The sequence below is a fragment of the Amycolatopsis magusensis genome (assembly GCF_017875555.1).
GTDB classification, from domain to species: domain Bacteria; phylum Actinomycetota; class Actinomycetes; order Mycobacteriales; family Pseudonocardiaceae; genus Amycolatopsis; species Amycolatopsis magusensis.
Genome location: NZ_JAGGMS010000001.1, coordinates 5,150,595 through 5,169,991 on the forward strand (window position 1 = coordinate 5,150,595; position 19,397 = coordinate 5,169,991).

A 19,397-nucleotide genomic window follows, 5' to 3' on the forward strand; every position below is an offset into this window, starting at 1 on the left:
GGAGGCAGGGTCCGAAACGTGCGCGCCGTTATTTCCAGGTGCCGTCGACGGGGTATTCCCGAATGGCGGGACGAATCACGCCCGAAGCAAGTGCAGGAGTCCGATGAACATCTATCTGAGCGGCGTGTTGTGGGTCGCCGGCGCCGCGGTCGTCGCGGGGGTGACCGCGTATCTGGTGCGGCGGTTCGGGCTGGACGAGGGCCGCCCCGGCAACAACGACGCGGCCGGGCAGGTGTTCACCATCGTCGCCGGCCTCCACGTGGTGCTGGTGGCCTTCGTGCTCATCTCGTTGTACGACGCGGTGAACGAGGCCAGTGACATGTCCTACGAGGAGGCCGACGGCCTGGTGGCGGTGGCCTGGGCGGCGGACTCGCTGCCCGAGCCGGTCGCCGCCGAAGTGCGGCGCTTCGCCGTCGAGTACGCCTCGACGGTGGCCACCGAGGAATGGCCGAAACTGCGCGAAGGCGAGTCCGTGCCGCGGACCGCCGAGCGCCAGCTCGAGGACCTCCGCGCGGCGATCACCGACGCCGAGGTCCCGGACGACGACTTCTCCGTCGGCCGCAAGACCGAGGCGGTGGACAAGCTCTGGGAGGTCTACCAGGCGCGGCAGGCGCGGCTGAACGGTTCCGACAGCGTCGGCGTCGGCGCGGTGGTCTGGTTCGTGCTCATCGCCGGCAGCGTGATCACCGTGTTGCTGCCGAACCTGTTCGGTGGCACCAAACTGCTCACCCACGTGATCATCGTGTCCACCCTGGCCGCCACGATCACCCTGCTGCTCTTCGCCATCTACCAGTTGCAGAACCCCTTCGGGGGAGGCGCGCGGGTGGAGCCGGAAGCCTTCCGGTGGGCCGTCGATCGGCTCGCGTGATGCGGCCCGCGCACTACGGCGCCTACGGTGCCGCACTGGCCGCGGGCTTCACGCTGAGCATGGCCGGACCGGCACTGGCGGCCGCACCCGCCGCCGGTCCGGCCCACTCCGCCGCGGTGGAGGTGGAACTGCGCCTGTGCCTCATCTGGCCGCTGTGCGCGCCGAAACCACCTTGCCCGCCGCAGCAACCCCCACCGCCTCCGCCACCACCTCCGGTGCCCCCGCCACCTCCGCCACCGCCGGCACCCCCACCCGAGCCACCGCCCCCTCCGCCGCCCCCGCCTCCGCCACCGGAGCCGGAGCCGGAGCCGCCGGTGCCCGCCCCGACCCCGCCGCCGAAGCCGCCTTCCCCGAAGCCGCCGCCGAAGGTGACGACCGAGCCGCCCCCGACCAGCCGGCAGGCCGTGGTTCCGCCGCCCCCGGAAACCACCCCGCCGGAACCGGAATCGGCGCCGCCCGCTTCCACGCGGAAGCGAGCGGCGCCGATCAAACCGGCCGCGGCACCGAGGCCGGAAACCGGGATGGACACCGAGGAGAAGCGCCGCTGGGGGCTCACCGTCGTGGTGCTCACCCTCGGCGCGGGTGCCGCCGTGCGGGCGGCCGCCCGTCACCGCTGAGCCGGGCTCAGACGTTGGTCAGCTCGTCGATGAGCGCGTCCACGTCGAAGAAGGCTTCTTCGGTGCCGATCGGGACGACGCCCGACGCGGCTTCGAGGAAGGTTTCCACGTCGATGCGCAGGAGTTCGACGAGCGCGTAACCGCCGGGGGACTCGAACTCGACGGCGAAGAACTCTTCGTCGCGGGCGAGTTCCGGGCGGATGCGGACGTCGCCTTCGCCGACCGGCCCGGCCAGGCCGGCGATCAGGAGGTCGCGGGCGAAGGTCCAGTCGGTCCAGGTGCCGTCGCCGGACTGGAAGGAGAGGGAGACCGCGAACGGCTCGGCCGCCGAGTACGAGAAGCGGGAGAGCACGGGCGCGTCCGCGTCGCTGAGGGACACGAACTGGTGCTGGTGTACGGCGTCGTTCATCTCTGGCCACCTTCTTCCTTCATTTCGGTCGACACTGGGATGCTCGAGCAGGCCCCGGCTTACGCGGTTCTGGCGGCCGTTCACGCGAACCGGTGTACGGCCCGCTGGTGGACGGCCCCCTGCCTCACCCGATCCGGTGTACGGTGCTGGTTACACGGAGTCAGAAAGTGACGACTACCAGCGACAAAGGAGCCTTCTCGCGATGACCGCAACGGAACTGCTGGCCTCGGTCCAGGCGGAACTGGCACCCCGCGACAGTGAGAACCGGCTGGTGCCGCTGATCACCGAGGGCAGGGCGCCGCGGTCGGTCTTCGCCACCATCGCCGCCGAGGAACTGCGCATCGTGCGCAGCGACTGGCGCAGCTGCCTCACCCTGGCCGCACGCAGCGAGGACCTCGCCGTGCGGGACTTCTTCGCCGATCTCGCCGCCGGTGAGCGGCTGGCGCTGGACAAGCTGCCCGCGCTCGCCGCCGCGTCCGGGCTGGACGAAGCCGCGCTCGACGCCTACGAGCCGCAGGCGGGTTGCCAGGCGTACCCGGCGTACTTCGCCTGGCTGGCGCTGAACGGCGAACCGGCCGATGTGGTCGTCGCGCTGTACTCGAACTTCGCCGCCTGGGGCAGTTACTGCGCCGCGATCACCGGCGCGATGCGCGAGCAGTACGGCTTCGACGACGAGGCGTGCGCCTTCTTCGACTTCTTCGCCACGCCCGCGCCCGGCCAGGCCGAGCAGGCCGCGGCGGCGGTCCAGACCGGCCTCGACGCCGGGCGTGACGACCGCGAGGCCCGGCGGTACGCCCGGCTGTTCCAGAGCTACGAGCTGATGTTCTGGAACACGCTGGCCGATCAGCCTGCCTGAGTGACACCCGCGCGGGGGAGCGAGCCGAGCTCTCCCCGCGCGTGGAGGTCGAGGAACGCGGTCACCACCTGGGGGTCGAGCTGGGTGCCGCGGGCGTCGAGCAGTTCGCGTACGGCTTCGGGCTCGGTGCGCGCCGGGCGGTAGGGCCGGTCGGCGAGGATGGCGGCCCAGGTGTCGCACACGGCCAGGATCCGCGCCTCGAACCGGATCGCGGTCCCGGCGAGCCGGTCGGGATAGCCCTGGCCGTCGAAGCGCTCGTGGTGCTGGCGGATCACGTCGGCCACCCCGCCCAGGCCCGGCACGGCCAGCGCGAGCCGGTACCCGTAGACCGGGTGCTGCCGGATCTGCTTCCACTCGTCCTCGGTCAGCGGCTCGCGCTTCTCCCAGATTTCCTTGGGTATCAATATCTTTCCGACGTCGTGCAGGCGGCCGCCGAGTTCGGCGAGCCGCACGCTGGCCGGTGAGCGGCCCAGTTCGCCCGCCACCAGCGCCGCCCAGCGGCCGACCGCCCGGCCGTGTTCGTGCGTGGACAGCCAGCTGTCCACCTCGTCGGCGATCCGCTGCAGGTAGGTGATCCCGGCGTCCTCGTCGGGCTCCGGTTCGGCGGGCCAGTCGACCACGCGGTCGCGGCCGCGGTTCTTCGCCGCGTAGAGCGCGCGGTCGGCGGCACCCACCAGATCCGCGGGAGTCTTGCCGTGCAACGGAAAGCTCGCCGTGCCCACCGAGATCGTCACCTCGATCGGCGGGTGCCCGCCGTCGATCGCGACCGGGCTGTCGGCCACCGCGCGGCGGATCCGCTCGCCGATCACCGCCGGTTCCTCCCCGCCGCTGCCGCGGATGAGCAGGGCGAACTCCTCACCGCCGTAGCGCGCCAGGATGTCGGTGTCCCTGGTGGCGCGGCGCAGGCGGCGGCTGATCTCCACCAGCACCCGGTCCCCGCAGGGGTGGCCGTAGCGGTCGTTGATCGACTTGAAGTGGTCCACGTCGGCGATCAGCACGGCCAGCGGGGAACCGGCCCGCCGGGCGCGGGCGATCTCGGCGGGCAACTCGGCCTCGAAGTAGCGGCGGGTGCGCAGGCCGGTGAGCCCGTCGGTGATCGCCAGCCTGCGTTGCTCGGAGACCAGCCCGGCCAGCCGGGCGATGGTCAGCACGAACAGGACCGCGCAGGCGCACCCGACGATCGGGATCGAGGAGTAGGCGCCGTTCGCGTACTGCACGAGCAGGGTCGCCGGCGCGATCAGCGCGGCCGCGCACAACGCGGTGATGCGCAACGGGCCGGGGCCGCGATCGGGGGTGCCGCCCGGGTCGGCGAGGTGCGCCATGCTCGGGTGCAGCGCGGCGGCGCCGAGCGCGAGGTTGCCGGAAAGCCAGAAGGCGTCGAGGAAGTTGCCCGCGGCGTAGGTCTGGTTAAGCTGCTGGAAGACGTAGGTGCTGTCGGCGGCGAAGAAGGCCAGCAGATTCGTCGACAACAACACGAACGCGGTGTTGCGGCGGCCGCGCCCGAGGATCAGCCGCACCGCCACGGCGAACATGGCCAGGTCCATCATCGGGTACGCCATCGACGCCACCTTCACCAGCAGCGGCGAGTCGGCTTCGGTCTGCGGGCCGATCAGGTACAGCCACGAAAGCATGCCGGCGACCACCGCGAGCAACGCGGCGTCGAGCAGGCTCGGCACGTCACGGCCGGTGGTGCGGCGGCGGATCAGCAGCACCAGCCCGGCCACCACGAGCGGGTAGTGCGACAGGTACAGCACGTCGGCCGGGGCCGGGAACGAGGTCTTCCCCAGGATGAAGTGCGTGACGTAGAAGTTCGCGTCCGCGGCGGCGTAGACGACCTGGCTCAGGCCGAGGAGCACCCACGGCAGCCACGAGCGCGGGCGGTTGCGCACGCAGCCGAGCAGCACCGCCGCCGCGGCCGACGCGGACACCAGGCAGTAGAGCGTCACGCGCAGCACCGGGGGTCCGCCGGTGAGCACGGCGGTGTAGTAGGCGGCCACGGTGAGTGCGCCCGCGGCCAGGTAGTACGCCCAGATCAGATCCGCCGGAGGTGCCGACTTCCGCTTCTCCACGCCCTCTTCCGTCTTCGTGCGATGGGTCGCCGAACCGTCACCGTACGCTACCGCGTCAGCCGAACAGGGCAAGCCCTTCGGGTGAGCGGCGGAGCGGGTCGGAAAAGATTCGAACCCGACCGCCGGCTGCCCCGTGTCCGTACTGCCGGTGCGTGGCACGGTTACGCGGTCACTTACGCGCCCACGGGCGGGGAGGAGAGCTGGATGGCGGCGTTGTGGTCCCGGAAACGGGAACCCGCGGCCGACGAGGCACTGATCCGAACGGTCTACGAGGAGCACGGGCGCGCACTGCTGGCCTACGCGACGCGGCTGACCGGGGACCGGGCGGCCGCGGAGGACGTGGTCCAGGAGACACTCGTGCGGGCCTGGCGTAATCCGGACGTGCTCGTCAACGGCAAGGGCTCGGTGCGCGGCTGGCTGCTCACCGTGGCCCGCAACATCATCACCGACCGGTTCCGGGCGAAGTCGGCCCGGCCGCCGGAAGTGCCCGAGGTACCGGAGAAGCCGCCGGTGCAACGGGACCACGCGGATTCGGTGGTGGATTCGGTGGTGGTGCTGGAAGCACTCGACCAGCTCTCCGCCGACCACCGCGACGTGCTGGTCAAGATCTACTTCGAGGGCCGCAGCGTGAGCGAGGCGGCGGCGGCGCTCGGCGTGGCACCGGGCACGGTGAAGTCGAGATCGCACTACGCCTTGCGAACATTGCGGAACACGTCGCTGGGACGGCAGCTGGCGCTGAAGGGGGTGGCCGGATGAACACGGGACACGACGCGCAGCTGCTCGGCGCCTACGCGCTGGGTGCGCTCGACGAGCGGGAGGTGCGCGCGGTGGAAGAACACGTCGCGGCCTGCACGCGGTGCGCCGACGAGCTGGACGAACTGCGGCAGTTGCACGACGCGCTCGGCGAAGTACCGCCAGAGGCGCTGCTGGACGGCCCGCCCGAGGGCGGGGATCTGCTGCTGCAGCGCACGCTGCGGCAGGTGCGCACCGAACGTGGTGGGCAGGAACGCAAGCGGCGCTTCGCCGTCGGCGTGGCGGCGGCCGTGGTGGCCGCGGCCTTCCTGGGCGGCGGCGTCATCGTCGGCCAGCAGTCGGCACCCGACGCGCCGGAGGTGGTGGCGCTGCCGCCGGGCACGAAGACCAGCGCGGGCACCGATCCCGGGACCGGCGCCAGCATGACCGCCACGGTGAAACCGGCGGCGGGCTGGGTCCGGATCAGCACCGACATCAAGGGCATCCCGGCCGGGCAGAAGTGCCGGATCATGGTGGTGGGCAAGGACGGCACCCGCGCGGAAGCGGGCAGCTGGCTGGTCTCACCGGCGGGCGAGCGGGACGGCACGAAGCTGGACGGCGCGGCACTGGTGCCGCCGGACCAGGTGGCCGCCGTGGAGGTGGAGAACTTCGACGGGAAGACGTTCGTCTCGGTACCGGTGTGAGCTGAGTCGGACACGAGGTGGCTTCGGGGGTTCCGGCCCCCAAAGCCACCTCGGCGTCGCGCGGGTAGCGACCGTGGGGTGACGCGGGCTCAACCCGGAGGCGGATGTGCCGGGCGGCCGGGCTTCCTAGGCTGGGCGGACTCGTTGCCGAGACCCCTGGGGGTTCGATGCGAAAGCTCATGGCGGCCGTCGTCGTGGCGGTGTCCGCGGCAGTCCTGGCCCCGGCGGCGCAGGCCGCGCAAGGTCCACAGTGGACACCATGCGCGGACGGCGGCCCGCTGCTGTGCGCCACGCTCACCGTGCCGCTCGACTACCGGGATCCCGGCGGGGAGCAGCTCGGACTGGCGATCTCCAAGCTGCCCAGCGCCAGTCCCCAGCGGCGCGGGGTGCTCCTGCTCAACCCCGGCGGTCCCGGCGAGTCGGGGTTGAACATGCCGATGTCCCTGGTGTTTTCCGGGATACCGGCGAGCGTGCTCGATTCCTACGACCTGATCGGTTTCGATCCGCGCGGGGTCGGCCAGAGCTCGCCGGTCACCTGTGATCTGCGGCCGGAGCAGATCGTCAGCAACGTGCCGCCGTACGCGAAGGACGCGGCCGACGTGGTGGCCAGGGCGCAGGTCGCGCAGGGGCTGGCGCAGCAGTGCGCCGCCTCCGCGAGCGGTCCGCGGTTGCCGTTCATCACCACGGCGAACACCGCGCGCGACATGGACCTGATCCGGGAAGCCCTGGGCGAGCCGAAGATCTCGTACTTCGGCGGTTCGTACGGCAGTTACCTGGGGGCGGTCTACGCCACGCTCTTCCCGGACCGGACTGACCGGTTCGTGCTCGACAGCGTGACCGGGACCGGCGGGTTGGACATCGCCGGCGCGCGGATCATGGGTCAGGGGATGGAAGACCGGTTTCCCGACTTCGCCCGCTGGGCGGCGGACCGGGACACCAGCTACGAACTGGGCCGGACTCCGCGCGAGGTGAAGGCGAAGTACTTCGACCTGGCGGCGAGGCTGGACGCGAACCCGGTCGCCGGCGTGAACGGCGCGTTGTTCCGCCACCTCACGTTCGGCTCCCTCTACGGGGACGGGAACTTCCCGGTGCTGGCCCAGCAGTGGCAGGCGCTGGACCGGATGGACCCGTCCGTGGCGGTGGCGGCCGCACGGGACTTCGCGAACCTGCTCTCGTCGCAGCTCTACGTGGTGTGCGGGGATGCGAACTGGCCGGAGTCGGTCGCGGAGTACCAGCGCAACGTGGAACAGGACCGCAAGCGGTACCCGATGTTCGGGGCGGCGTCGGCGAACGTCTGGCCGTGTGCCTTCTGGGCGACCGAGCCGGTGGAGCCGCCGGTGCGGATCACCGACGAGGGACCGTCCACTGTGCTCCTGGTGCAGAACCGCCGCGACCCGGCGACCCCGCTGGCCGGCGCCCGCGAAATGCGGCGGGCCTTGGGTGACCGCGCCAGGATGGTGACGGTGGACCAGGGCGGGCATGGGGCCTACCTGTCGGAGAACGCGTGCGCGAGCAATGCGGTGAACCGGTTCTTGGTGGAGGGCGTACGTCCGGCCCGGGATGTCGCCTGCGGGGCGGACAAGTCGGCGTTCGCGGGACTTTCCGATGAGGCGCGGCGGGCCCGGGAGGATGCCTTCGCGCAGGTCCATGCGCACCCCTTCGGCAGCTGATCAGGACTACGGCGGGTACCGAGTCGTCACGGCGCTCAACCCCCCGAACCCCACACTCACGCACCCGAACCCCACGTTCGCGCACCCGAACTCGACGTTCAGGCACCCGAACCCCACACTCGGGCACCTGAATTCTCCGTTCGGGTCGCCGAGTCCCACATTCGTGAGGGCTGGCGGACATGAAAGACCCGGGCGCCGAGTGTGGGGCACGAATGCTCGAGTGTGGAACTCGGGTGCCTGAGTGTGGGGTTCGGCTGCGCGAACGTGGGGTTCGGATGCGTGGGGGGTGGGGTGGGAGCGGGTTAGGATGGGGGTATGGGACATGGGGTGGAGGGGCGTGCGGCGCCTCCGGCGTCGCTCGACGCGGAGAGTGCGGCGGCGGTGGCGGAGACGCTGCAGGCGCTCGCCACCCCCTCGCGCCTGCTCATCCTGAACCGCCTGCGGCACGGGTCGTGTGCGGTGGCCGAGTTGGCCGAGGCGGTGGGGATGGAGCAGTCGGCCGTCTCGCACCAGCTCCGCCTGTTGCGCGCGCTGAACCTGGTCACCGGCAGGCGCCAGGGCCGCAGCGTGGTCTACAGCCTGTACGACTCCCACGTCGCGATGCTGCTCGACGAGGCCGTCTTCCACGTCGAGCACATCCGCCTGGGCATCCGCGAACCGTTCCCGGCCGCCGAGGTGGGCTGAGGCTGCCGATACCATCGGTCTCCTTATGAGCGCAATCCTCGTCGCCAAGGAACTGGCCGCCGGCCACGGTGATCGTGTGCTGTTCTCCGGGCTGGACCTCGTGGTCGCGCCGGGTGACGTGGTGGGCCTGGTCGGCGCCAACGGCGCGGGCAAGTCCACCCTGCTTCGCACGCTGGCCGGGCTGGTGCCGCCCGAGCAGGGCACGATCCGGCTGAACCCGCCGACCGCGACCGTCGGGCACCTGCCGCAGGAACCCGAGCGTCGACCGGGGGAGACCGTGCGCGAGTTCCTGGCTCGCCGCACCGGCGTCGCACGGGCGCAGCAGGAACTCGACGACGCCACCGCCGCGCTCACCGAAAGCAAGCCGGGCGCCGACGACGCCTACGCCACCGCGCTGGACCGCTGGCTCGCGCTCGGCGGCGCCGACCTCGAGGATCGCGCCGCCGAAGTGGTCGCCGAGCTGGGCCTCGACGTCGGACTGGACCAGGCGATGACCGCGTTGTCCGGCGGGCAGGCCGCCCGCGCGGGCATGGCCTCGCTGCTGCTCAGCCGCTACGACATCTTCCTGCTCGACGAGCCCACCAACGACCTGGACCTCGACGGCCTCGACCGGCTGGAGAAGTTCGTCGGCGGGCTGCGCGCGGGCACCGTGCTGGTCAGCCACGACCGCGAGTTCCTCACCCGGACGGTGACCCGTGTGGTCGAACTCGACTTCGCGCAGCAGCAGGTGAACTCCTACGGCGGCGGCTACCAGTCCTATCTGGAGGAACGCGAGATCGCCCGGCGGCACGCGCGCGAGGAGTACGACGAGTACGCCGGTACGGTGGCGGGACTCGAAGCGCGGGCGCGCACCCAGCGCAACTGGATGGACAAGGGCGTGCGCAACGCCCGCCGCAAGTCCTCCGACGGCGACAAGATGAGCAAGAAGTTCCGCGCCGACGCCACGGAGAAGCAGGCGTCGAAGGTCAAGCAGACCGAGCGCCTGATCGAGCGGCTCGACACGGTCGAGGAGCCCCGCAAGGAGTGGGAGCTGCGGATGGAGATCGCCGCCGCGCCCCGATCCGGTGCGGTGGTCGCCACCGCGCGGGCCGCGGTGGTGCGCCGCGGCGAGTTCACGCTCGGGCCGGTGGACCTCCAGCTCGATTGGGCCGACCGCGTGGCGATCACCGGCGCGAACGGCTCGGGCAAGTCCACCCTGCTGGCCGCGCTGCTGGGCCGGATCGAACCGGACGAAGGGCAGTGCTCGCTGGGTTCCGGGGTCGTCGTCGGCGAGGTCGACCAGGCGCGCAAGCTGTTCTTCGGCGAGGAGACCCTGCTCGACGCGTTCGCCGCCGAGGTGCCCGAGCTGGTGCCCGCGGAGGTCCGCACGCTGCTGGCGAAGTTCGGGTTGAAGGCGGTCCACGTGCTGCGCCCGGCGGTCACCCTCTCACCCGGCGAGCGGACCCGGGCGGCGCTGGCGCTGCTGCAGGCCCGCGGGGTGAACCTGCTGGTGCTCGACGAGCCGACCAACCACCTGGACCTGCCCGCGATCGAGCAGCTCGAAGCCGCGCTGGCGACCTACCCCGGCACCCTGCTGCTGGTCACGCACGACCGCCGGATGCTGGACGCCGTCGAAGTGACCCGGCGCCTCGAAGTCGCCGAGGGCCGGGTCACCGAGCGCTGACCCACCCTCCCGGCGCCCCGCCAATGCTATGAGTGGGGCATTACTTGCAATGAACGCAAGTAATGCCCCACTCCTAGCATTCGGGCGGTGCTGGGCGCTGGGGGTCAGCGGCGGAAGCGCCAGGTCTTGCTGTCGAAGGCGATGCAGATGCTGGGCGAGAGCACGACCACCCGCAGCGTGCCGTCGCGCTCGTCGAAGTCGATGCCTTCGGTCTCGAACTCACCGGAGCACCCGCTTTCCAGCGGCAGTTGCCCCAGCGCGCTGACCTGGCCGGTCACGTCCGAACCGTTGAGCGCGCCCGCGAGGTCGACCTGCAGCAGCGGCTTGGTGATGCCGAACAGCGAGCCCGCCGGATCGTTGGACGAGCAGAGCAGCTGCGTGGCGGTGACGAAGTCGCAGCCCTGGATGTCCCGCACCGGCCGGTCGAGGCGGATCGCGAAGGCGTACGGCAGGTTCTTCGCCGGGTCCTTGGCGGCGATGCCCGGCGTCGGGTGCACCAGGAAGCGGTCCATCGTGCCGTACTCGCCTGCCACCATCCAGCCGCCGTCGGGGGAGACCGCGGCGAAGGAGTTGTTGTTGGCCTCCCAGGATTCCAGCGCGTGCTGGTACTCAGACCACGAACCGTCCGGCGCCTGCACGCGGAACAGCTTCGCGCCGCGGTCGTCGCGCTGGTACGGCTCGATGTAGTAGCCCTTCGCGGTGCCGGGGTCACCGACGTGGTTCCAGCCGCGGGCGGCCACGCCGGGCGGGATGGTGCCGATGCCGGTGTAGCGGATGGTCGTGCCACCGGGACGCTCGATGGTGGCCAGACCCTGGCTCTCGTCGAGCGGGCGGGCGACGTCGGAGCCGATCTTCTGCCACGGGCCGGTGGCCTGGGCGGCGGTGACGGTGGAGAGCAGGATGGCGGGGACCAGGGTGAACGCGGCGACAATCTTGTTGAGGCGCATGGGAATCAAGTACCAGCCGCGAGTGGCGGGGAGTACCCGCCGGAAGGTGGTTCATACCAACTCTGAGGGAACCGTTGACGACTGTGGCCCGGCTCACTACGCTGACGGAAACCGTCTGGAAAGTTAACAGATTAATTGCGGGGGAGCATCCAGTGCGAACAGGGAGCCCACGGCTGCTGCGCGAGATCAACGATCGCGCCGCGATCGACACGTTGCTGCGGGAGGGGCCGCTCACCCGGTCGGACCTGGAGTACGTGATCGGCCTGTCCAAACCGGCCACCGCGCAACTGCTGACCCGCCTGGAGCAGGACGGGATCGTGGTCAAGGACGGGGTGCGTGGCGGCGGGCGCGGCCCGCGCGCCCAGCTCTGGTCGGTCAACGGCGCGGTGGCGCACGTGGCCGCGGTCGACCTGACCCCGCACGCCGCCGAGTTCGCCATCGCCGACGTCACCGGCAAGGTGCTCACCGAGCACAGCGAACCACTGCCGGTCGACGCCGGTGCCGACGTGGCCGGTGCGTTCCGCGAGGCCACCATCGCCGCCGCGGCGAGCGCGAACCTGGCACTGGAAGACCTCAAGCACGTGGTGATCGGCGCCCAGGGCGCGGTCAACCCGAAGACCGGGCACCTCGAATCCGCGCCGCACCTGCCTGGCTGGTCCGGGTTCGACCTGCCGGGCAAGCTGGGGGAAGCGCTCGGCGTCGACGTGACCATCGAGAACGACGTGAACCTGGTGGCGCTGGAGGAAATGATCTCCGGCGAGGCCGCCGAACTACGGGACTTCGTGCTCGTCTGGCTCAGCGAAGGCGTCGGTGGCGCGGTGGTGGTCGGCAGGCGCCTGCTGCGTGGTGCTTCCGGTGGTGGCGGCGAGATCGACTGGCTGCGCATCCCCGGCACGGACGGTGCCGAAGGCGGCCGCTTCGGCGATCTGGTCGACTCGCCCGCCATCGTGGAACTGGCCGCGCGGCACGGCATCACCGAGGCGACCGGCTGGGCGGCGGTCGGGCACGCGGTCCGCGGTGTCCAATCAGGACAGAACGAAGAGGCGCAGGCATTCCTGTCGGCTTTCGCCCGCCGCGTGGCGCTCGGGGTGGCCAATGTGGTCAGTGTGGTCGACCCGGAAACCGTGCTCCTGTGCGGAGATGTCAGCCGCGCCGGTGGCGAGGTGCTGACCGGCCTGGTCGCCGGGGAACTGCACCGGCTGGTCGTGCCCAGCACCCCGGTCGGACTGGCGTCCGTGCCGGGCAACGCCGTCCGGGCCGGCGCGCTGCATTCGGCGCTGGCCAAGGTGCGCGAGCAGTTGTTCGGCCTCGCCCCGGCGGCGGCCGTCCCGATCTCCTGAACCACCAGAGCAATCCCCACCCCAACCAAGGAGTGCCTATGCGGGCGTTCAAACTGCTTCTCGGTATCGCGTCGGTGTCCCTGCTCACGGCCTGCTCCGGCGCGGCAAGCGGACCGGCGGGCGGTGGTGAGCTCGGCGCGGCGCCCGGCAAGGACGAAGCGCTCACGCTGACCGTCTACAGCAAGTTCACCTCGCGCGAGTACGACGTGGTGACCAAGGGGCTGGAGAAGCTCAAAACCAAGTTCCCGAACATCCAGATCAAGCACGAGGGAAACCAGGACGACGACAAGCTCACCCAGTCCATCCGCGGGGGCAACCCGCCGGACGTGGCGATCTCCTTCTTCACCGACAACCTCGGCGCCTGGTGCTCCAACGGCAGTTTCACCGACCTCGAGCCCTACATCGACCGCGATGGGCTCGACCTGAACGTGATCCCCGAAGCGGTGCGCAGCTACACCGAGTTCGAGGGCAAGCGCTGCGCGATGCCGATGCTCGCCGACGTCTACGGCTTCTACTACAACAAGGACCTGTTCGGTGCCGCCGGGCTGTCCGCCCCGCCGAAGACCACCACCGAACTGCTGGAGATGTCCAAGCGGCTGACCCAGTTCAACCCGGACGGCTCGATCAAGGTCGCCGGATTCCTGCCCTCCATGCCGTTCTACTCGAACCAGGCGCAGATCTGGGCCCCGAACTTCGACGCGCACTGGCTCGGCGCAGACGGCAAGTCGAACCTCGCCACCAGTCCCGAGTGGAAGGCGATGTTCGAGTTCCAGAAGCAGCTGATCGACTCCTACGGCGGCCCGCAGAAGGTGGAGCAGTTCAAGTCCGGGCTCGGGGACGAGTACTCGACCGACCACGCCTTCCACCGCGGCAAGATCGCGATGATGTTCGACGGCGAGTACCGGACCGCTTTCCTGGCCGACCAGGCGCCCGAGGTCAACTACGGCACCGCGCCGCCGCCGGTGCTGGACAGCAAGCCGGACCGCTACGGCGGTGCCTTCACCACCGGCACCATCATCGCCATCCCCAAGGGCGCCAAGAACCCCGGCGCCTCCTGGGAACTGGTCAAGCACATGTCGCTGGACACCGACACCCTGGTGGAACTGGGCAACGGGCTGAAGAACGTGCCCAGCACCGAAACCGCGCTCAAGGACCCGCGGCTGCAAGTGAGCGACCAGTTCCGCGAGTTCCTCACGATGTTCTCCAGCGGCAAGCTGCTGCCGAACCCGACCACGCCGATCGGGGACGCGCACCTCAAGGCGGTCAACGACTTCGCCGAGCGCTGGCAGGCGGGCAACGAGCCGAACCTCGAGGAGGGCCTGAAGAAGGTCGACGCGCAGATCAACGACGAGCTGGCGCAGAAGTAGGGCCACGACGATGACCGCCACCCTGGGCCGCGCGGTCGCGCCACCCCCGGCCCCGCCCGCGCGGCGGCGGCCGGCGGGGCGCGGGCGCCGCCGCTGGACCGCGCTGGCCTTCCTGGCCCCGGCGCTGATCGGCTTCCTGGTCTTCTTCGGCTACCCGCTGATCGCCACGGTGTACTACTCGTTCACCCGCTACGACCTGGTGAACGCGCCGGAGTGGATCGGCTTCGGCAACTACGTCCGGATGTTCACCACCGAACCACTGGCCGGGACCGCGGCGTGGAACACGCTGTGGCTGGTGGTCGTGCTGACCGTGACCCGCGTGCTGTTCGCGCTCGGGGTGGCCTCGGTGATCGCCCGGCTCAAGCGCGGGGTCGGGCTGATCCGCACGCTGTGCTACCTGCCCGCGCTGGCCCCGCCCGCCGCCGCGACGCTGGCCTTCGTGTTCCTGTTCAACCCGGAATTCGGCCCGGTGAACCGGTTCCTGCGCCTGCTCGGCATCGACGGCGGGCTGTGGTTCAACGATCCGGCGATGTCGAAACCGGCGCTGACCCTGCTCGTGCTGTGGGGTTCGGGCGAGCTGATGATCATCATCCTGGCCGCGTTGCTGGACGTGCCGCAGGAGCAGTACGAGGCCGCCGAACTGGACGGTGCCGGGCCGCTGCGGCGGTTCTGGCACGTCACCCTGCCGACGATCTCGCCGGTGCTGCTGTTCGGCGTGGTCAACTCGATCATCTTCGCGCTGCAGTTCTTCACCCAGGCGGTGGTGGCCAGCGGGGTCGCCTCGGGCAGTTCCGACGTGGCAGGCAACACGAAGTACATCGGCGCGCCGCAGAACTCCACGCTGACCTACCCGGTTTGGCTGTACGTGCAGGGCTTCCGCTACTTCAACATGGGGTACGCGGCGGCGATGGCGGTGTTGCTGTTCGTGGTCTCGTTCAGTTTCACCTGGATCCTGGTGCGCCAGTTGCGCAAGGCGTCGGCCGTCGAGGGAGGTGCGTGATGGTCGCGGTGACCGAACGGCCGCTGAAGCCGATCGAGCGGCGCCGGCGGTCGTGGGACCGCAGGCTGCAGTGGGTGGCCACGCACGCGCTCGGGCTGGCGCTGGCCATCGGGTTCACCATGCCGGTGGTCTTCGTGCTGCTGACCGCGGTGATGGCCGACGACCAGGCGATGACCGCGAGCCTGTGGCCCGCGGAATGGCACTTCGAGAACTTCGTCGAGGTCTTCGACAAGGTGCCGCTGCTGGACTACCTGGTCAACAGCCTGACCTACTCGCTGCTGGCCACGCTGGGCATCCTGCTCTCGGCGATCCCGGCGGCCTACGCGCTGGCGAAACTGCGCTTCCGCGGGCAGAACCTGTTCTTCATGATGACCGTGGCCGCGATGATGCTGCCGCCGCAAGTGGTCGTGGTGCCGTTGTACGACCTCTGGGTGCGCCTCGGCCTCACCGGCAGCCTCGTCCCGCTGATCGTGCCGTACTTCCTGTTCGACGCCTTCAGCGTGTTCCTGCTGCGCCAGTTCTTCCTCACCATCCCGCGCGACTACCTCGAAGCGGCCAAGATCGACGGCTGCTCCGAGTTCGGCGCGCTGGTGAAGGTGCTGGTGCCGATGGCGAAACCGGGGATCGCGGCCACCGCGATGTTCTGCTTCCTCTTCACCTGGAACGACTACTTCGGGCCGCTGCTCTACACCGGCGAGAACCGGGACGGCTGGCCGCTTTCCCTGGCGCTGGCCTCGTTCCGAGGGATGCACCACGTGGAGTGGAACCTGACCATGGCGGCCACCGCGCTGATCATGGCGCCGGTCATCGTGTTGTTCGCCTTCGCCCAGAAGTCGTTCGTCCGGGGAATCACGTTCACGGGAGTCAAGGGTTGAAACTGACAGTGGTCGGTGGGGGATCCACCTACACGCCGGAGCTGATCGACGGGATCGCCGGCCGCAGGTCCACTTTGGACGTGGACGAGATCGTGCTGGTGGACCCGGACGCGCACCGGCTGGAAGTGGTGGGGGAGTTCAGCGCGCGGCTGCTGGCGCACGCCGGGCACCCGGCGGTGGTCCGCACCACCGGTGACCTGGAGCGCGGGGTGGACGGCGCGGCGGCGGTGCTGCTGCAACTGCGGGTCGGCGGGCAGACCGCGCGCCGGTCCGACGAGACCTTCCCGCACCGCTGCGGTTGCGTCGGGCAGGAGACCACCGGGGCGGGCGGGCTGGCGAAGGCGTTGCGCACGGTCCCGCTGGTGCTCGACATCGCCGACCGGGTGCGCGCGGTGGCGGGGGAGGACACCTGGATCGTCGACTTCACCAACCCGGTCGGCATCGTCACGCGGGCGCTGCTGAACCGGGGGCACCGCGCGGTCGGCCTGTGCAACGTGGCCATCCACCTGCAGCGCACCTTCGCCGGGCTGCTCGGGGTGGACCACGAGCACCTGCGGCTGGACCACGTCGGGTTGAATCACCTGAGCTGGGAGCGCGGGGTGCGGGTGACCGGTGCGGACGGCACGGTCACCGATCGGCTCCCGGAGCTGATCGAGCACCACGCGGACGCGGTCGCCGAGCACCTCGACATGCCGGTGGACTGGCTGCGGCGCTTCGGCATGGTGCCGTCGTACTACCTGAAGTACTACTACTCGCACGACGAGGTCGTGGAGCAGCAACGCACTTCGATGCCGCGGGCGGACGTGGTGACCGAGGTGGAGAACGAGCTGCTGAAGGTGTACCAGGACGAGGACGTGGTGACCAAGCCCGAGCAGCTTTCCCAGCGGGGCGGGGCTTTCTACTCCGAGGCGGCGGTGCAGCTGGTGCACGCGCTGACCGGTGGGGGACCGGCGGAGGAGCACGTGGTCAACGTGCGCAACGACGGCACGCTGCCGTTCCTGCCGGACGACGCGGTGATCGAGGTTCCGTCCACTGTGGATGGTACGGGGGCGGAGCCGTTGCCGGTCGAGCCGGTGGAGCCGATGCTCGCCGGGCTGATCGCGCACGTGACGGCCTACGAGAACCTGGCGCTGGAGGCCGCGCTGCACGGCGGCCGCGAACGGGTCGCGAACGCGCTGCTCGCGCACCCGCTGATCGGCCAGTACCGCCAGGCGGACCTGCTGGCGGACGCGCTGATCCACGAGAACCGCGATCTGCTGCCGTGGGCCAAGGCATGACTTCTGAGCTGGTGATCGCGATCGACGGCGGCAACAGCAAGACGGACGTGCTGCTCGTCGACGCGGCGGGGAACGTGCTCGGGGAAGCACGCGGGCCTGGTGCCTCCCCGCAGAACGTCGGGGTGGCGGCCTGCGTCGAGACGCTGGAACGGCTGGTGCTGACGGCGCTCGCCGGGGCCGGGTTGTCCGGCGACCGGCCGTTCGGCGTGCACACCTCGGCCTACCTCGCGGGCCTGGATCTCCCGCTGGAGGAGGAAATCCTGCACGACGCGCTCGCCGCGCGCGGCTGGTCGCCCTCGCTGGCGGTCGGCAACGACACCTTCGCACTGCTGCGTGCCGGGACCTCCGGCGGGACCGGCGTGGCGGTGGTGTGCGGGGCCGGGATCAACTGCGTCGGCGTCGGCCCGGACGGCCGGGTGCACCGATTTCCCGCGCTGGGGCGCATTTCCGGGGACTGGGGCGGTGGCGCCCACCTCGGTGAAGAGGCTTTGTGGTGGGCGGTGCGGGCAGAGGACGGGCGCGGCCCGTGGACCGCTCTGCTGCCTGCGGTGACAGCCCACTTCGGGGTGGACTCGGTGGTGGAGGTCGTGCACCGGCTGCACTTCGGCCGGTTGCCCGCGCACGCGCTGAACGACCTGTGCCCGGTGCTGTTCGACGTCGCCGCGGGCGGGGACGAGATCGCCCAGGGCGTGGTGGACCGGCTGGTCGAGGAGGTCAGCGTGCTGGCGGCGGTCAGCCTGCGGCGGCTGGACCTGACCGGCGGCACCCCGCAGGTGATCCTCGGCGGCGGGGTGCTGACCGGGGTGGCCGAGCCGGTGATCGCGGAGATCGAGCGCCGGTGCCGGAAGGTGGCCCCGCACGCGGAGTTCCGCGTGGTCGACGTGGCACCGGTGGTCGGCGCGGCCCTGCTGGGGCTGGACGCCATCGGCGCGGACGTCCCCGCCAAAGAACGACTACGGCTGCTCTCCGGCGGCGTCACCCCCGAAACCCGCCACGACACCGACAGTTGAATGCTAGGAGTGGGGCATTACTTGCATCCAATGCTAGTAATGCCCGGTGATCTCAACCGATGGTTGCAACTTAGGTTGGTTGGGATAGTAGTTCACGTAGGCAGCGGGCTGGTGGGCGCCAGTTCAGTGTCTGGCGTGGGCGGTTGTTGAGTTCGGCGGCCACGGTGGCGAGGTCGTCGGCGGTGTGGGTGGTGAGGTCGGTGTGTTTGGGGAAGTATTGGCGGAGGAGTCCGTTGGTGTTTTCGTTGGAGCCGCGTTGCCAGGGGCTGCTGGGGTCGGCGAAGTAGATGGGCATGTGGGTGGCCAGGGTGATGTCGGGGTGGCGGGCCATTTCGTTGCCGCGGTCCCAGGTCATCGAGCGGCGTAGATGCTGGGGCAGGGCGGTGATGGCGGGGATCATCGCGTCGCGGACGTGTTCGGCGGTGTGCCCGTCGGGTAGGTGGAGCAGGATCACGAAGCGGGTGGTGCGCTCGACCAGGGTCCCGATCGCGGAGGCGTTGTTCTTGCCGAGGATGAGGTCGCCTTCCCAGTGCCCGGGTACTGCGCGGTCGGCGGCTTCGGCGGGGCGCTGCGAGATCGGGATCGGCGAGCCCAGTGTGGAGGCTTGCGCGCGGGCGCGGGCCCGGTTACGCGGGACCCGCAGTGCTCGTCCGGTGCGCAAACAGGTGGCCAGTTCCCGCCGCAGCGCACCGCGGGCCTGAACGAACAGTGATTGGTAGATCGCTTCCGGGCTGATGCGCATGCCGGGGTCGTCGGGGAACTGCTCGGGCAGCGTGGCGCTGATCTGCGCGGGGGACCATTTCTGGTTCAGCCCGGCCTGGACCTGCTCACGCAGTTGCCGGTGCACGGCCAGTTTCGCCGGTTTCGGCCGTTTGCCGCGTTCGCGGGCCAGTTCGTGCGCGACCGAGGCCCGGTAGTGTTCTCGCGCATCGGTGCCGGCGTGTTCGGTGCCCAGCATCCGCCCGACGGTGCGGTCGATCTCCCGGCCGATGGTGGACTTGTCCCGCCCCAGCCGGGCGGCGATCTCGGTGTTGGACTCGCCCCGGGCGATCCCCACCGCGATCTCCTCCCGCTCGGCCAGGCTCAGAAACCGGCCCGACCCCGGCCGGGGCACCTTCGCGTTCGCGCTCACCCCACCAGCCTGAGCGAACCACCGCCGCCCTGTCTCGTGCGACACGCCCACCACCCGCGACGCCGCCCGCACCGACAACCCCGCCCGCACCCCAGACCAAAACCCCGCCACCAACTCCACCGACAACCGACGACCCATCACAACCCCTCCCACTACACGGAGTTGCAACCACCGCTA

18 protein-coding genes are annotated in these 19,397 nt (G+C 70.5%); 14 read left to right on the forward strand and 4 right to left on the reverse strand.

Annotated features, from left to right (window positions below):
* The first annotated feature begins 103 nt into the window (after window positions 1–103).
* On the forward strand, window positions 104–868 hold the full coding sequence (locus tag JOM49_RS22990; protein WP_209666310.1) for a bestrophin-like domain: 765 nt from the start codon (window positions 104–106) through the stop codon (window positions 866–868).
* Window positions 868–1,485, forward strand: a complete 618-nt coding sequence (locus tag JOM49_RS22995; protein WP_209672316.1) for a hypothetical protein — start codon at window positions 868–870, stop codon at window positions 1,483–1,485. Before JOM49_RS22990 ends, JOM49_RS22995 begins: the two co-directional genes overlap by 1 nt.
* A gap of 7 nt (window positions 1,486–1,492) precedes the next feature.
* Here JOM49_RS22995 and JOM49_RS23000 read toward each other — a convergent pair whose 3' ends face one another.
* Window positions 1,493–1,894: an SsgA family sporulation/cell division regulator gene (locus tag JOM49_RS23000; RefSeq protein ID WP_209666311.1), complete on the reverse strand. Its 402-nt coding sequence runs from the start codon at window positions 1,892–1,894 to the stop codon at window positions 1,493–1,495.
* 202 nt (window positions 1,895–2,096) lie between these two features.
* Between JOM49_RS23000 and JOM49_RS23005 the strand changes: the two genes are divergently transcribed.
* A complete protein-coding gene (locus JOM49_RS23005) occupies window positions 2,097–2,750 on the forward strand; it encodes a thiaminase II/PqqC family protein (protein WP_209666312.1) in 654 nt (217 codons plus the stop codon).
* Here JOM49_RS23005 and JOM49_RS23010 read toward each other — a convergent pair.
* Entirely contained in the window at window positions 2,738–4,819 is a 2,082-nt protein-coding gene (locus JOM49_RS23010; RefSeq protein ID WP_308158844.1) for a bifunctional diguanylate cyclase/phosphohydrolase, read from the reverse strand. The two genes, JOM49_RS23005 and JOM49_RS23010, sit on opposite strands and share 13 nt — an antisense overlap.
* 204 nt (window positions 4,820–5,023) lie before the next feature.
* Here JOM49_RS23010 and JOM49_RS23015 point away from each other — a divergent pair, with 204 nt between their 5' ends.
* The 5 genes from JOM49_RS23015 (at window position 5,024) to JOM49_RS23035 (ending at window position 10,272) form a co-directional block, all read left to right on the forward strand.
* Entirely contained in the window at window positions 5,024–5,575 is a 552-nt protein-coding gene (locus JOM49_RS23015) for a sigma-70 family RNA polymerase sigma factor (protein WP_209666313.1), read from the forward strand.
* Window positions 5,572–6,255, forward strand: a complete 684-nt coding sequence (locus JOM49_RS23020; protein ID WP_209666314.1) for an anti-sigma factor family protein — start codon at window positions 5,572–5,574, stop codon at window positions 6,253–6,255. Before JOM49_RS23015 ends, JOM49_RS23020 begins: the two co-directional genes overlap by 4 nt.
* Window positions 6,256–6,422: 167 nt before the next feature.
* On the forward strand, window positions 6,423–7,925 hold the full coding sequence (locus JOM49_RS23025; RefSeq protein ID WP_245369432.1) for an alpha/beta hydrolase: 1,503 nt from the start codon (window positions 6,423–6,425) through the stop codon (window positions 7,923–7,925).
* 315 nt (window positions 7,926–8,240) lie between these two features.
* The gene (locus JOM49_RS23030) at window positions 8,241–8,609 is read left to right on the forward strand and encodes an ArsR/SmtB family transcription factor (protein WP_209666316.1); all 369 of its coding nucleotides are present in this window, start codon (window positions 8,241–8,243) and stop codon (window positions 8,607–8,609) included.
* Between the two features lie 25 nt (window positions 8,610–8,634).
* A complete protein-coding gene (locus JOM49_RS23035; protein ID WP_209666317.1) occupies window positions 8,635–10,272 on the forward strand; it encodes an ABC-F family ATP-binding cassette domain-containing protein in 1,638 nt (545 codons plus the stop codon).
* A gap of 104 nt (window positions 10,273–10,376) precedes the next feature.
* Here the strand turns inward: JOM49_RS23035 and JOM49_RS23040 are convergent, their stop codons facing one another.
* Complete coding sequence (locus JOM49_RS23040; protein ID WP_245369433.1) at window positions 10,377–11,219, reverse strand: hypothetical protein; 843 nt, start codon at window positions 11,217–11,219, stop codon at window positions 10,377–10,379.
* Window positions 11,220–11,392: 173 nt separating this feature from the next.
* Here JOM49_RS23040 and JOM49_RS23045 point away from each other — a divergent pair, with 173 nt between their 5' ends.
* From JOM49_RS23045 to JOM49_RS23070, 6 genes are read left to right on the forward strand one after another with little or no spacing between them, the layout of a single operon-like run.
* Window positions 11,393–12,559 carry an ROK family transcriptional regulator gene (locus tag JOM49_RS23045; RefSeq protein WP_209671502.1) on the forward strand — a complete coding sequence of 389 codons (1,167 nt, stop codon included), beginning with the start codon at window positions 11,393–11,395 and terminating at the stop codon, window positions 12,557–12,559.
* Window positions 12,560–12,597: 38 nt separating this feature from the next.
* Window positions 12,598–13,926 carry an extracellular solute-binding protein gene (locus JOM49_RS23050; protein ID WP_209666318.1) on the forward strand — a complete coding sequence of 443 codons (1,329 nt, stop codon included), beginning with the start codon at window positions 12,598–12,600 and terminating at the stop codon, window positions 13,924–13,926.
* A gap of 10 nt (window positions 13,927–13,936) precedes the next feature.
* Window positions 13,937–14,926, forward strand: a complete 990-nt coding sequence (locus JOM49_RS23055) for a carbohydrate ABC transporter permease (RefSeq protein ID WP_209666319.1) — start codon at window positions 13,937–13,939, stop codon at window positions 14,924–14,926.
* Window positions 14,926–15,801, forward strand: a complete 876-nt coding sequence (locus tag JOM49_RS23060) for a carbohydrate ABC transporter permease (protein WP_209666320.1) — start codon at window positions 14,926–14,928, stop codon at window positions 15,799–15,801. Before JOM49_RS23055 ends, JOM49_RS23060 begins: the two co-directional genes overlap by 1 nt.
* On the forward strand, window positions 15,798–17,078 hold the full coding sequence (locus tag JOM49_RS23065) for a 6-phospho-beta-glucosidase (protein ID WP_209666321.1): 1,281 nt from the start codon (window positions 15,798–15,800) through the stop codon (window positions 17,076–17,078). Before JOM49_RS23060 ends, JOM49_RS23065 begins: the two co-directional genes overlap by 4 nt.
* Window positions 17,075–18,088, forward strand: coding sequence for an N-acetylglucosamine kinase (locus JOM49_RS23070; protein ID WP_209666322.1), 1,014 nt, complete (start codon window positions 17,075–17,077; stop codon window positions 18,086–18,088). Before JOM49_RS23065 ends, JOM49_RS23070 begins: the two co-directional genes overlap by 4 nt.
* Window positions 18,089–18,158: 70 nt before the next feature.
* Here JOM49_RS23070 and JOM49_RS23075 read toward each other — a convergent pair whose 3' ends face one another.
* Complete coding sequence (locus JOM49_RS23075; protein WP_245369434.1) at window positions 18,159–19,358, reverse strand: IS30 family transposase; 1,200 nt, start codon at window positions 19,356–19,358, stop codon at window positions 18,159–18,161.
* Between the last annotated feature and the right edge of the window lie 39 nt (window positions 19,359–19,397).

Bases quoted from the DNA above. Each gene is read 5' to 3' on its own strand.
- JOM49_RS22990 (WP_209666310.1), top strand. From the start codon at position 104: ATGAACATCTATCTGAGCGGCGTGTTGTGGGTCGCCGGCGCCGCGGTC.
- JOM49_RS22995 (WP_209672316.1), top strand. From the start codon at position 868: ATGCGGCCCGCGCACTACGGCGCCTACGGTGCCGCACTGGCCGCGGGC.
- JOM49_RS23000 (WP_209666311.1), bottom strand. From the start codon at position 1,894: ATGAACGACGCCGTACACCAGCACCAGTTCGTGTCCCTCAGCGACGCG.
- JOM49_RS23005 (WP_209666312.1), top strand. From the start codon at position 2,097: ATGACCGCAACGGAACTGCTGGCCTCGGTCCAGGCGGAACTGGCACCC.
- JOM49_RS23015 (WP_209666313.1), top strand. From the start codon at position 5,024: ATGGCGGCGTTGTGGTCCCGGAAACGGGAACCCGCGGCCGACGAGGCA.
- JOM49_RS23020 (WP_209666314.1), top strand. From the start codon at position 5,572: ATGAACACGGGACACGACGCGCAGCTGCTCGGCGCCTACGCGCTGGGT.
- JOM49_RS23025 (WP_245369432.1), top strand. From the start codon at position 6,423: ATGCGAAAGCTCATGGCGGCCGTCGTCGTGGCGGTGTCCGCGGCAGTC.
- JOM49_RS23030 (WP_209666316.1), top strand. From the start codon at position 8,241: ATGGGACATGGGGTGGAGGGGCGTGCGGCGCCTCCGGCGTCGCTCGAC.
- JOM49_RS23035 (WP_209666317.1), top strand. From the start codon at position 8,635: ATGAGCGCAATCCTCGTCGCCAAGGAACTGGCCGCCGGCCACGGTGAT.
- JOM49_RS23040 (WP_245369433.1), bottom strand. From the start codon at position 11,219: ATGCGCCTCAACAAGATTGTCGCCGCGTTCACCCTGGTCCCCGCCATC.
- JOM49_RS23050 (WP_209666318.1), top strand. From the start codon at position 12,598: ATGCGGGCGTTCAAACTGCTTCTCGGTATCGCGTCGGTGTCCCTGCTC.
- JOM49_RS23055 (WP_209666319.1), top strand. From the start codon at position 13,937: ATGACCGCCACCCTGGGCCGCGCGGTCGCGCCACCCCCGGCCCCGCCC.
- JOM49_RS23060 (WP_209666320.1), top strand. From the start codon at position 14,926: ATGGTCGCGGTGACCGAACGGCCGCTGAAGCCGATCGAGCGGCGCCGG.
- JOM49_RS23070 (WP_209666322.1), top strand. From the start codon at position 17,075: ATGACTTCTGAGCTGGTGATCGCGATCGACGGCGGCAACAGCAAGACG.
- JOM49_RS23075 (WP_245369434.1), bottom strand. From the start codon at position 19,358: ATGGGTCGTCGGTTGTCGGTGGAGTTGGTGGCGGGGTTTTGGTCTGGG.